Source organism: Marinobacter sp. (assembly GCF_041595835.1).
In the GTDB taxonomy this organism is placed as follows: domain Bacteria; phylum Pseudomonadota; class Gammaproteobacteria; order Pseudomonadales; family Oleiphilaceae; genus Marinobacter.
Map to the genome: position 1 here is coordinate 20590 of NZ_JBFHJO010000011.1, position 13035 is coordinate 33624.

Genomic DNA, 13035 nt, shown 5'->3' on the forward strand with positions numbered 1-13035 from the left:
TCTCAGGCCTTGGGCATGGGGAGTTCGGGTAGGGCGTTGTCTGTTGCAAGCCCTTGCATGATCAGTTTGACGCTGGTCTCTTCTGCACCCATGTGAGCATTCAGCCGGCTTAGCTCTGCTATGGTTTCACGGTCGCGTTTGAGGTGCAGGCTGGTTTCAAAATACTCTCTGGCCTTGCCCCAAAGCTCATTGCGCAAGCTTAAGCGCCCCAATGCCAGTAAGAGCTGAGGGTTGTTGGGGCGGTCTTTAAGCCATTGCTCTGCAATCAGCAACTGTTCCTCAGGCTGATTCCCTTTCAAGCGGCCATACAGGTTAATTAACTCATCACTCCAGTGGTTGCGAAGCACCTTCCGAAGTAAGGTCTCGGCCTGGGCTTCATCGCCTAACCTGGCCAGTAAACGTGCATAATCACGGATGGTATATTCGTCTCGGCGGACAAATTTTGGTAATTCATCCCACAAGCGCGTAATCGGTTCCAGAGATGCGTCAGGGTTGCTTTCACGCTTTTTCTCGCAGTCTTCTGCCGCACGTTCAAGCAGGTTATGCCAGACTTCGCGTTCAAGGTCGTCTACTTCTTTCTCGCTCAGTACGCTGCGTTTGCGTAGCTCTGGTATCAGTTTCGAGAGCTCTTTCCAGTCTTCCAGTCGAAGGTAGGTATTTTTCAAAAGTTTCAGGACGAAAGGGTGGTGAGGGGCTTCTTTTCGTAAGCGGAGTAACGTTGCCAATGCCTGCTCGAGCCTGTTGCCAGCCAGTTGCAGTTGGGCCTGAGTCAAGCCGACGGCCAGGCTGGATCCGGGCGTGCTTTCGAAGGCTTTTCGTAGCAGGTCGTCAACACCGTCGTGGTCCCCTGATTCAGACGCAGCTTGTGCCGCAGCCAGGTAGTTGATCAGTGGTGTATCGGCATGATTTGCCGCGCTGGATAGCAGTTTTCTTGCCCTGGGCCAGTTGCCTTCAGCAAGCGCCAGCAGGCCCTGGGTAGTTCGGCGCCTTGCACGGCGTTCATTGCCTCGACTGACCCAGTTGGCCACCAGACTCGTGCCCTCACGGAAGCGCTTGAGGGTGTTGATGGTGAACAGGCTCAGCACAACCAGCAGGGCTATCAGCGCAAGCCCCACCCAGAAATTGGTTTCGATCAGATAATTGCCCAGGCTGATGCGGATATAGCCAAGATCATAAGCCAGGCCAAGGGATAGCCCGGTTCCAATCAGCAATGCGACCAGAATAATCAGCAGCAGGCGAATCATGATTCATTCCCCTCGCTGGTTGACGACTTGCTCTCTGTTGCTGCACGGCCGGCCAGCCGTTCCTTCAGCAGGTTAAGGGACTGGCTGACATCGGGCAGTTCCGGGTCGACATGTATGCCTGACAGTTCGCTCAGGGTGTCACTAACGCCCTGAATGGCCGGGTTTGTTGAATCGTACCACTCACTGACGGTGCGCCTGGCTTTATCCAGAGCCCGCTCATAAAGCGGTTGGTTGCCCCGTAACACCGCCATTTCAGCCTCTTCAAGCATTAGTTGCAGATTCAGCCGGGCCCAGGCGCTTTGATCCGGAGAAAGTAAAGGTTTAACCGGCTCATCCATCCGGCGAACAACGACGACTTCCTTCAGTGTTGCCAGAAAGCGATTCCAGCCCCGGGTCAGCATGTTGCTGTCATCTTCGGGCGCGGTGGTATCTTCAGTTATGCTGAAGCCTGGCGCTTGGTCATGAATCAGAGCCTGGTCTGTGAGTTCGTTGATGCTGGCAATGGCTGCCTCTAACTTCAGGTACAAGCCGGTGCGGTCAACGTCCTGAAGGCTCCGGAGTGACAGGATTTCTTTGGCAAGCTGTTGTCGTACCGGGAAAACACCGATGTCATCGGACTCGGCAAGTACCTCGTCAGCGGACTCAAGGGCAGACAGTGCACCTTTGATATCTTTTTCAATCATCAGGCGCTGGTTACCAACGCGAAGGAGGTATTCGGCCTCGGCTAACAGCCAGTCAGTACGGGTACGGTTGCCGGCTTCCAGCAGTTCCCGCGCGTTGTGATCGATTTGCCGCTGTTGAGTGGCAATCAGCTCTCGCTGTTCTGATAATTTGCTTTCAAGAGATTGAATGCGTTGGTTTTGCTCTCCGCCACGACTACCGTACAGGTTTTCAAGTTGTGCGGTGTCCTGCTTCAGGCCTTGTATAACCTGGACGTTGGCGTTTTGATTGTTCCACTGTTGCCAGTTCCATAAGGCCAGCACTAAAACCAGAACCAGTGCAACGCTGGCGGTCACCCAGATAGGCCAAAGGCGAGGCTTATTGGGTTGGGTTGATTCAACCGGGGCAGGCAATTGTTTTGTTGTGTCAGTCACGGGCATCCTTACTTGGTTTTCCGTTGTTACCGGCTTCCGGCGTAAGCCATGAAGCCACACTGGTTACCAGGCTTTGGTCATCCAGGCCTTCGGGAACAAGAAGATTTCTGTAACCGGCAGCCCTGGCTTGCTGGGCAACACGTTCAGCCGGAACCACCACGAAAGCACTGTGCAGACTCTGATGGTAATCAGGCGCTGTTTCATTAAGATTGTTCAGGGTTTCGCCAGAAAGCGCAATGACCACTTCGGGCTGGAAATCACCGAAAATCTCTTGTACCTGCTCTGGAGGATAGTACGGCTGAGAGCGTCGGTACAGGGGCAGGACAGAGACAGTGGCTCCTCTTTGTTCCAGCGTTTGGCGAATCAGCTCCCGGCCTTGCTCGCCTCTGGCGATTAAAACTTTGTCGCCAGCAAGGTTTTGCAGCGATGGTAATTTCAATAGAGCTTCGCTGGTCCAGCCTTGTTTGGGTTGGCGGGCCCTGATTCCGTGGCGGGCAAACTCTGTGGCGGTACCTGAGCCCACACAATACCACTGGATCCCCATTGGGATTTGTGGCCACCAGTTGTCAATTTCATTGAGCAAGAGGCGGGCAGCAAACGGGCTGACAGCGACGATATGGCTGAAGTTATCAAGCTCCTGCATCAGAGTACGTTGTTCGGGAGTTTCCGGTAACGGCTCTCTGATCAGAAGCGGCATCAGCCGGCACTCTGCGCCTGCCGCCCGGAAAACCCTCGCAAGGCGCGAGGCCTCTGGTTCCGGTCGGCAAATCAGAATCCGGCGACCCTTTAAGTTTGTAAGGGCGCGCTGAGGGTCAGGTTGGTGTGTGGCCATAAACTTCAGCCAGAATTTTATCTGCGCCCATGCTTAGCAGCTGCTCTGCCAGCTCACGGCCCAATCGTTCACCTTCGGCTCTTGGTGCCCGGCCTTCAACCTGAAGAATCCGGGAACCATCAACTGATCCCACCAAGCCGCGAAGCCATAGGGTGTCGTCGCCTTCCAGAAGTGCATAAGCCGCGATCGGTACCTGGCACCCGCCTTCCAGGCGACGGTTCATAGCTCGTTCTGCTTTTACCCGGTCAGCCGAGTCTGCATGGTTCAGAGGGGCTAAAAGCTGGCGCAGTTCGTCGTCGTTCAGCCGACATTCAATACCTAAGGCGCCTTGGCCAACTGCGGGCAGGCAAAAGGTGTCTGGCAGGCAATAGCGGATGCGATCATTGAAACCTAGTCGCTTGAGACCAGAGCTTGCCAGAATGATCGCGTCATACTCGCCAGCATCGAGCTTGGCCAGACGAGTGTTAACATTGCCGCGCAGCACTTTGATTTCCAGGTCTGGGCGGTTAGCACGGATCTGAGCTTCCCGGCGCAAGCTGGCCGTGCCGACCACGGCACCTTGGGGCAGCTCGTCAATGCTTGAATAGTGATTGCTGATGAAGGCGTCGGTGGGGTCCTCACGCTCACAAATAGCAACCAGGCCCAGGCCTTCGGGAAATTCCATGGGGACGTCCTTCATGGAGTGCACTGCCAGATCGGCACGGCCGTCCAACATGGCTTCTTCCAGTTCCTTGACGAACAGCCCCTTACCGCCGATTTTGGCCAGGGGCACGTCCAGGATTTTGTCTCCCTGGGTCTTGATTTTGATCAGTTCGACGGTGATATGGCTGTGGAGCCTTTCCAGTTCGGACTTGATGAATTCTGCCTGCCACAATGCCAGGGCGCTGCTGCGGGTTGCGATGCGAAGAATACGTTTGGACATTGCACTCACTGTCGTTCAGAAAATGGTGCTTACAAGGTTACCTTGTGATCGCAAAAAAGTCCCGTGAGAGGCTGCATTGTACCCCGTCAGGGGGAGGGCTGGTGTTCCTGGAGCCATTGTCGTACGAAGCTGGCATGTCGGCGACTGACGGAAAGACGAGCTGATGTGCTTTTAAGCTCCAGTTCGTTGTGGCCATCGTCGGTTCGGCGCAAGGCCTGAATGAAACGGACACCAACCAGCGTGTTCCGGTGAATGCGTAGCAGGTGGTCGGGGTAGGCTTGCTCCAGTTCTTTCAGGGTGTAGTCACACACCGTTTCGCCCCGGGTGTGGTGGAGCGTGACGTATTTTTGATCGGCTTCGCAGTAATGGAGGTCGGTCAGTTCAATAAGCTCTGTGCCGCGGTGTGTGCGTACGGCCAGTTGTTCACTGTTGTTTTCTGCGTCATGGCTTAATGCCTGGAGCTGTACCCGATTGATTTTGCCAGCCCTGGCCAGAGCATCTGCCAGTGCTTCTTTGCGTACCGGTTTCAGCAGGTAGGCGACAGCCCTTACGTCGAATGCCTGAATGGCGTAGTGGTCGTACGCTGTACAGAATATAACTGCGGGTGGGTTATTTAACTGGCTAAGCTTTTCTGCGGCCTCCATGCCATCCATGCCGGGCATGCGGATGTCCAGAAGCACAATGTCCGGACTGAGCTCAGCGACTTTATGAAGAGTGTCGTTACCGTCAGAAGCTTCACCGCAAACCTGGTAGCCCTCCATGGATTCCAGCAAGCGATGAATACGCTGTCTTGCCAGAGGTTCATCGTCAGCGATCAGGATACGTTGTGGATCTGTGCTCATGGTGACCCTGCTGATTGTCTCTGCTAATGGCTTTGATGGTTAACCGTACGGCGTGGCAGGCGAAGTGTCACGGTGTAGGTGTCACTCTGCTGACTCTGTTTAAGTACTGCTGGCTCGCCAAACAGAGCCTGGAGCCTGGCCCGGGTATTCACCAGCGCCACCTGATTGCCTTGATGTTGTTGCCCGACAGTGCCTGGTTTCGGGTTTTGCACCATCAGATAAACAAAGTTTCCTTTGGCGAAAGCTTCTATGTGTATTTTGCCGCCGCTGGGCCTGGGTTGAATGCCGTGATAAATCGCATTTTCCAGCAGAGGCTGCAGAGTTAACGGGGGGATGGCTTGCTGTTCAAGACCTGTTTGCACATCCCACTCCAGGGTCAGGCGGTCACCTAAGCGCAGTGCTTCAATAGCAAGGTAACGCTTACACAGTTCCAGCTCTCTTTTCAGGGGAACCAGTTGATCGTTCGTGCGGAGGCTGGCCCTGAACAGTTCTGACAGGTCCAGTACGGCATCTTCAGCCTGTTCTGGATTGGTGGCAATCAGGCTGGCAATCGTGTTCATGCTATTGAACAGGAAGTGGGGTTGAATTCTGGCCTGCAGAGAGGTCAGCCTGGCCTGCATTTCCGCCTCTGTTTGTAGCTGCCATTGGTGTTGCAGGTAAAAATAACGGAGCACTATGAGCGAAATCAACAGCGCTAAAAGGAGCTTTTTGGCAATGCTCTGCCACAGCGTGATGCCGGGTTCCGGGTATAATACGCTGTCAGCAAACAAGCTGAACGTTAATACATCCAGAAGCACAATACTGACAATAACCAGCGTGGCGTGAACGACACTCCGGCGCGCCAGCCAGGGCCGTAGCAGGCAGATAAGGGCTGTGCTGGTCAGCGTGGTCCACTGGACGAACAACGACAGCAGACCAAAGTAGTTCCAGTCAATCCAGCTACGCTCTGCCTGAACAATAGCCAGCACTAGCACCAGCAGTTCGCTGGTGACCAGCATCATGAATACCGCCCGGACCCGGCAAAGATCTGGTACAAAAAAACTGGCGGTGTCGGATGTTGCTGTAGCGTTATTCGGTTTCAGCGGAGTCTCCTTAACCGGGTCAGAATGTTATACTGCCGCAAATATTCAATTATCCATTGCCGGCGTGATGATAGCCGGGCTATCAGCGGGAAAGATAGATCATGACGGATCAGAAAAAGCCTGACCAGAGCACAACTTCCGAAAAACCTTGGGGTGGTCGTTTCAGTGAGCCCACCGACGCCTTTGTTGAACGCTTCACGGCTTCTGTAGGCTTTGACCAGCGCCTTTATCATCACGATATTACTGGTTCTGTCGCCCACGCCACCATGTTGGCGAAGGTCGGGGTGCTGACTGACGCCGAACGTGACCAGATCATCGAAGGCCTCAAGGGCGTCAAAGAAGACATAGAGGCGGGTCGTTTTGAATGGTCGGTGAGCCTGGAAGACGTGCACATGAACATTGAAGCACGTTTGACCGATCGCATCGGCATTACCGGCAAGAAACTGCACACTGGCCGTAGTCGGAACGATCAGGTGGCTACCGATATCCGTCTGTATCTACGCGATGAAATCGATGTCATTGCTGAAGAGCTGAAGCGCCTTCAGACTGGCCTGCTGGACCTGGCCGAGCGCGAAGCTGACACCATTATGCCGGGCTTTACCCATTTGCAAACGGCTCAGCCTGTGACCTTTGGCCACCACCTGCTGGCCTGGTATGAAATGTTGGTTCGTGATGCTGACCGGCTGCAGGACTGCCGCAAACGGGTGAATGTAATGCCTCTGGGCGCAGCGGCTCTGGCTGGCACCACTTACCCGATCGACCGTAATCTCACCGCAGAACTGTTAGGTTTTGATCGTGCTTCCGAGAACTCTCTGGATTCAGTCAGTGACCGGGATTTTGCCATTGAATTTTGCAGTTTTGCAGCACTGCTGATGACTCACATGTCTCGTTTCAGTGAAGAACTGGTGCTGTGGACTTCGGCTCAATTCGATTTCATTGATCTGCCAGATCGCTTCTGCACTGGCTCTTCGATTATGCCCCAGAAGAAAAATCCGGATGTACCGGAACTGGTGCGAGGTAAAACCGGACGGGTGAATGGTCACCTGATCAGCCTGCTGACTCTGATGAAAAGCCAGCCACTGGCTTACAACAAGGATAATCAGGAAGATAAAGAGCCGCTGTTCGATACCGTGGATACCATCAAGGGTTGCCTCAAGGCATACGCAGATATGATCCCGGCGATCAGGGCCAAAGCGGACAATATGCGAGTGGCAGCGAAGCGTGGTTTCTCCACGGCGACTGATCTGGCTGACTATTTGGTGAAAAAAGGTGTCGCTTTCCGGGATGCCCATGAGATTGTGGGTAAATCCGTCGCCTTTGGCGTAGCAGAAAACAGGGATCTGTCAGAAATGACGTTGGAAGAGCTGCAGCAATTTTCTGATGTCATCGCCGAAGACGTGTTTGATGTGCTCACTTTGGAAGGGTCGGTGCAGGCGCGTGACCACTTGGGCGGTACTGCGCCGAATCAGGTTCGCGCTGCGGTTGCCCGGGCAAGAGCCACGCTTTAATTATCGATTTGCAGACTTCGTGCCGGCAACATCGATACGACGTTGCCGGCACCTGTTACCCGCCTATGCGCCCGGTGCTTAAATCCACCACTGCTGGTGCCAGTTTTTCCAGTGGTTGAGGCTTGGCTAACCGATACCCCTGCCCGAAGTGAATGCCCAGTGAACGAACTTTTCTTAGCGTTTCATCATTCTCAATAAATGTAGCTACGGTTTCTTTACCGGTTGTTTCGGCAATGCGGTGCAGTGCATCGACCATGATCTGTTGTACTGGATCGTTTTCCAGGTGGTGCATGACTCGTTTGTCGAGCTTGATAATGTCGACTGGCAGGTTGGCTGCAAGGCTGTAGCTTTCAACAGAGGCTCCGGCACCCTCCAGGGCAATCCGGCAACCGACCCTATGCAGCGAATCACATAGCACGGCTATTTCATCCGGATATTGAGTAGCATGAGATTCCCGGATTTCCACGCAGAAACAGTTGGCTGCAAAGGGTGAGCGGGCCACAACCTGCTCCATGAAATCGGCAAAGGTATCATCGAGAACGGTCGCCAGTGACAGGTTAAATCCGCAGTATTTTAGTCGTGGTTCCAGTAAGCGGTGCTGGCTGAGCCATGCTATGGTTTGGCGGATAACCAGCCGATCCAGAGCTTTTGCCAGGTCATAGCGTTCAGCTACTGGCAGGAAATGCTCTGGTTTCAGGGGGGCTTTGTCCGGGCCTGCGGGAATTCGGCAGAGAATTTCGATGTGGTCACCCCAGGTAACGCTGGCGACAGGTTTCAGGGCCTGGAATTCCAGAATCAGAGATCCTCTATCCAGAGCGTGGCGCAGTTGCTTGAGCTGCCGGTCGCTTCCTGCCTCTTTATCTTGCTCTGGGGGAAACGCGTAGGCAGTGTGAATTCGATTCCGCCCTGAAGTCTTTGCTGTGTGACAAAGGTCTGCGGCCTGTGCCAGTAATATGTCGGGTTGCTCCGGGGCGTCACTGTCCATGATCAGCAAGCCGCCACTGGCAGTGGCCTGAAGTTGTTTTCCTTGCCACTCGAACTGAAACTGGCCTATCTGCTCCCGCATTTCTTCGGCGATTTTTCGCGCTCGGGATTCCGGACAGTTTTCTATGAACAAGGCAAAGGTATCTCCCGCTAATCTTGCCAGAGCGTCCCGTTGCCTGACCCTCAGGCCCAGCGTGCTCGCCAGTTCCCGTAAATACCGGTCACAGGTGCCACTGTCAGCAATAGTGCTGAACTGTTCAAAATCGTCGAGATCCAGGAATAACAATCCATCGAGTGACTTACGTTTGCGTTTGTGGCTTATGGCCCGTTCAAGGTGCTCGCTAAATGAACGACGATTCATCAGGCCGGTTACTGGATCATGGCGCATGCGGTAGTCGCCATTGCCGCTTTGTTGTACTCGGCTGCTAATGTCGCGTGCTATTCGTACTGCGCCGACCACTTCATTTTTCTCGCCCCGAATGCTTTGAAAGTGAAACTCGAAAACAGGAGAAGATTCACCGACGCAGTGCAGCGGCATTTCGGCAACATAATGGTCTCGCTCAAAAGCCCGTTGCCATAAACGCTCCATAAGGCGCCGCTCGTTTGGATATTCGCTGAGCAGTGACTTCAGATTGTCTCCGGGTTGGGGAACAAGATTAAATGCAGTTCTGAACTGCTGTTCCCAGTGGCTGTTGAAGTGCAGCAGGTTAAAGTCTGTGTCGATTGCAACCATGAGGTCTGGAGTGGCAGTTGCGGTGGCTTTTAGCAATTGCAGGGCTTGTTGTTTCTGTTGGTCGTGATGAAGGGCTTCACTATGATTGACCATAACACCGCCCAGCTTCTGAACCCGTCCCCCACTTTTCAGAGCACGCCCTGCCAGAGTGCCGCGCAATAAATGCTGGCGGGCGGTCATGACCGACAACTCAATACTGAAGGGCCGGCCGGTTCGGATGCAGCGGCGGAATAACGCACGTACCCGGTTCTGATGTGCCTGGCAGTAAAACAAGGCTTGCTCTGGTGAGAGTTCAATTCCTGGGCGCAATTCCAGTAGTCGGTACATGCCTTCCGACCAGGTTACTTCGTTAGATGAAAGATCCAGTTCCCAGAGACCGAAGTCGGCGCTTCGCTCAGCCAGTCCAAGCAGGCGCTTATCCATTTCAGCGCAATCTTTTAGCAGGATTGAGGCGTTGGCTGCCTGGTCTGCATCCGGGGTTTCCAGGCGCAGACCGAGTGTGGCAGTGAAAAAGAAGCCATCTTTGTGTTTGAAGGTCACCAATGCCTTTTGCCCATTATCAAGCAGGTGGCGGTGAATGGGAGCAAACGGGTCATCCTGCCGGGATGCCAGTATGTGTTGAACAGATAGTTCGGTGAGTTCGCTGGCATCGTAGCCGAACATGGCTTCGGCATGGCGGTCTGACTGAATAATGCGGCCGTCGTCAGCAACACGAAGCTGAGTTGGATGGACAGTGGGCCCGGAAGGGTCTGGCCGATAGCGTTGGATCAGAAATTCTTTCAAAGCACAAATACCTCATCGGGGTATTCCGGTTCCGGTCACGCCCGGAAACCGGTCGTTCTTTTATTTGTTTGCCGGTCTTGCCACGAATCGTCCATCATACTGACTATCAGTCCGAAAATAACCTCTTGCGGGAGTCGCCTTGACCGTTCAAGCATCGCCTATCGTTATCGACTTTGAGGACGGCATCGATCGTAAAACCTTACGCCGGTTGCGTGACCGTTTTCTATCGGTCAACCAGTTGCGTTGGGAGCGAGCCTGTTCGGCCTTGACCCATAGGCAGCAAATGGTGCTGGAGTTGTTGCCTATGGTTTTTCATCGGAACCACCCGGCCCTTCCAGGATATCTGGACAGGGATTGTCCGCAAGGTTTGAGCGGTTTTACACCATCAGCCCGAGACTTAGACGCCGCTCGCCGGTTTGCCCGCAGCTTCAGTGACCGGGATCAGGGTATCCAAAGGCCAGACCTGGACAGTCTGTTTCTGATGGGAAGCCCCGGTACGCTTGGGCACTCTGTTACCAGCGACCTGGATGTCTGGCTCTGTCATCGTGATGATCTTTCCGAACACGACATAAGCTGCCTGGAACGTAAAGCTGAGAAGCTTTCAAGGTGGGCCGCCACTCTGGGTGTGGAGCTGCATATTTTTGTTTTTTCAGCAGAAGATTGGCGTCGTGGGCGACAAAGAGCTGAAGTCGTCGGTGAAAACTGTGGTACAGCTCAGCATTACTTGTTGCTGGATGAGTTCTATCGCACGAGCATTCATTTGGCTGGGCAGTATCCATTGTGGTGGCTGGTTCCCGCCGAATCTGAAGCTGACTACGATCAATGTCGACGCCAATTGGTGGAATGTCGGTTTATCAAAGCTGATGAGTATATTGATTTTGGTGCTGTGCCAGAGATTCCGGTGACGGAGTTGCCGGGAGCGGGTATCTGGCAACTCTACAAAGGCATTGATGCGCCCTGGAAGTCTATTCTGAAGCTTCTTCTCATCGAGTGTTATGCCACACAAAGGGATCTTCCTTTGTTATCAGCAACCTTCAAACAGGCGGTTTACGAGGGCTGTATCAGCGCCGATGAGCTGGACCCCTATCTGATGCTATACCGGCGGCTGGAGCGCTGGCTTCAGGGTGATGCCCCCGAACGCCTGGCGCTGGTGCGCCGGAGTCTGTATCTGAAAGCAGGGTTGCCTCTGTCCAGAGCAGGAATGGTCGGTGAGCAGTGGCGGGTGGTGATGCTTCGTAGTCTGGTACAGCAGTGGGGGTGGGATACCGCAGACATTCAGACAATGGACGATCGTCAGCGGTGTAAGGCTGAGGAGGTCGCCGTGTTGCGCCGGAGTATTGTCGCAGAGTTGACCCACAGCTACCGATTACTGTCCCAAATGGCGAAGGAGCAGGGTGGCGCTGCGTCGATTAGTCCGAGCGACATTAATCTGCTTGGCCGGAAACTGTACGCAGCGTTTCAACGTAAGGCCGGGAAGATTGAGTTTATTAACCCTGGGATAGTGTCTTCGCTGGCGGAAGAAAACTTGTCATTTCATCATCAGTCTGAGCAAGGCGGTGATGGTCAGGGTTGGCTGTTATATCGAGATCTTGAAGACGCCTCTGATGCGTTCTGGCAGCCTGTCATCCGGCGTTCCAGTAACCTTACTGAGTTGTTGGTATGGTGTTACTGCAACGGATTATTAAGTCGTTCCACCCGATTGAATGTGCGGGCCGGAAAAAGCGCTGCCTCCGTTCATGAGCTCAAAGAAGCATTGGGCGTGCTGACGGAGGTACTGCCGCTTCCGATAGCTGCGGCACAGCGGGATGCTTTAGCCAGAGGTGTGCGCCCTTTAACCTGTTTGCTGCTTATCAATGTGGCGGTAGATCCACAGCTACAAATGACAGAGCGCGGGTTGCACAAACTGAGTTCGCGTTCGGACTCCCTGGGGTTTAGCGGTAGCCGCGACAATCTGGTAGTGACAGTGGATCAGGTTACCCTGAACAGTTGGCATGAGGTAAGTCTGCAGCATTATGCGGCGGGCGATACTCTGATTCAGTGTCTGAAAAATGTTCTTGCGCAGGTGGCCGTGAGCCCGGCGGAGCTTCCTGATATTCGGGTCTGGGCGCCAGGCAGAGGGCATGGCAGTGCCATTTCCCGCAGGGTAAAAGAGTTGTTTTCCGATGTTCTTCGATCCTTTTTTGCAGGTAGGGAGGGGCCTCATCCTCTGCGTTACATCATCGAGATGGATCGCCGCTATTTTGTGTTGCAGTTTTCTGGCAAAGAACCCGGATTTTTGGCGTTGGACAGCCGGGAGGCGCTGATGGATGCGCTGCTGCAGCCTCAGGAGCAATATTTGCCCGTTGTATCTGATCGCCATGCTCTGCTGGATGAGCCTGTTCTGAAAGCGGTGTGCGAAGCTTCAGAGGCCGGTAATGTTCAGGTGTTCTGGCTGCACCATGGTTTGGAATGTCAGGTTTGGGTGATTGATGAACAGGGCAGCCTTTGGTCCCAGGCTCTGAAAACTGAAAATCGCCGTCATTTACTGGCCCCGCTGCTTCGTTTTCTGAATAACCTGATGGAGCGCCGGCAGCTTCGACAAGTAGATGACCATAATGCCTTGGGCGGCATTCAGTGTTATGAGATGGTGCGTTATGACGGGCGCTGGCTTGCGGAGTCCCGACAGCCTGCAAGTGCGAGCGTGCCGGTTTTAGGGTTTGAGGTTCAGGCTGTTGGCATTCAGGAGGGAGAGGGTAATGTCAGATTTGACCTCTATTGTGATGACCGGGAGTTCACGGTACAGGAATATGGCGAGAACCTGATCCCGGCCGTGGCTCATTACATTCGTTCTTTACGCCAGGCCGGTGAGCTTTATCCGATCTATCTGACTGATCTGCACCTGCCCCACGACCTGGCCCCGCAATGGTATCAGCGGGATATCCAAACCTCTCAATATCTGCACTACCGTAGCTTGCTGGAACAGGCGCTGAATCAACATTTGCAATGAACGCATGCGTCCCTCGCGATGCGGG

The 13035-nt window shown here is 54.0% G+C and carries 9 protein-coding genes; 2 read left to right on the forward strand and 7 right to left on the reverse strand.

Going from position 1 to position 13035, the window contains the following annotated elements; genetic code table 11:
* Positions 1–2 precede the first annotated feature (2 nt).
* The 6 genes from ABYA77_RS06005 to ABYA77_RS06030 form a co-directional block, all read right to left on the reverse strand.
* The gene (locus ABYA77_RS06005) at positions 3–1244 is read right to left on the reverse strand and encodes a heme biosynthesis HemY N-terminal domain-containing protein (RefSeq protein WP_372965047.1); all 1242 of its coding nucleotides are present in this window, start codon (positions 1242–1244) and stop codon (positions 3–5) included.
* The gene (locus ABYA77_RS06010; protein WP_372965048.1) at positions 1241–2344 is read right to left on the reverse strand and encodes a uroporphyrinogen-III C-methyltransferase; all 1104 of its coding nucleotides are present in this window, start codon (positions 2342–2344) and stop codon (positions 1241–1243) included. Before ABYA77_RS06010 ends, ABYA77_RS06005 begins: the two co-directional genes overlap by 4 nt.
* The gene (locus ABYA77_RS06015) at positions 2331–3170 is read right to left on the reverse strand and encodes a uroporphyrinogen-III synthase (RefSeq protein ID WP_372965049.1); all 840 of its coding nucleotides are present in this window, start codon (positions 3168–3170) and stop codon (positions 2331–2333) included. The genes ABYA77_RS06010 and ABYA77_RS06015 overlap by 14 nt, the downstream gene beginning before the upstream one ends.
* Complete coding sequence (hemC, locus tag ABYA77_RS06020; protein WP_372965050.1) at positions 3151–4092, reverse strand: hydroxymethylbilane synthase; 942 nt, start codon at positions 4090–4092, stop codon at positions 3151–3153. Before hemC ends, ABYA77_RS06015 begins: the two co-directional genes overlap by 20 nt.
* 86 nt (positions 4093–4178) lie before the next feature.
* Positions 4179–4934 (reverse strand): LytR/AlgR family response regulator transcription factor, encoded by a 756-nt coding sequence (locus ABYA77_RS06025; protein ID WP_372965051.1) that lies wholly within the window; start codon positions 4932–4934, stop codon positions 4179–4181.
* A gap of 23 nt (positions 4935–4957) precedes the next feature.
* Positions 4958–5935 carry a sensor histidine kinase gene (locus ABYA77_RS06030; protein ID WP_372965052.1) on the reverse strand — a complete coding sequence of 326 codons (978 nt, stop codon included), beginning with the start codon at positions 5933–5935 and terminating at the stop codon, positions 4958–4960.
* A 182-nt stretch (positions 5936–6117) separates the two neighbouring features.
* Between ABYA77_RS06030 and argH the strand changes: the two genes are divergently transcribed.
* Entirely contained in the window at positions 6118–7524 is a 1407-nt protein-coding gene (argH, locus tag ABYA77_RS06035; protein ID WP_372965053.1) for an argininosuccinate lyase, read from the forward strand.
* Between the two features lie 55 nt (positions 7525–7579).
* On the opposite strand, the gene ABYA77_RS06040 is transcribed toward argH, so the two are convergent.
* The gene (locus tag ABYA77_RS06040; RefSeq protein ID WP_372965054.1) at positions 7580–10024 is read right to left on the reverse strand and encodes an EAL domain-containing protein; all 2445 of its coding nucleotides are present in this window, start codon (positions 10022–10024) and stop codon (positions 7580–7582) included.
* Positions 10025–10163: 139 nt separating this feature from the next.
* On the opposite strand from ABYA77_RS06040, the gene ABYA77_RS06045 reads away from it, so the two are divergent.
* A complete protein-coding gene (locus tag ABYA77_RS06045; RefSeq protein ID WP_372965055.1) occupies positions 10164–13010 on the forward strand; it encodes a class I adenylate cyclase in 2847 nt (948 codons plus the stop codon).
* Positions 13011–13035: the final 25 nt, after the last annotated feature.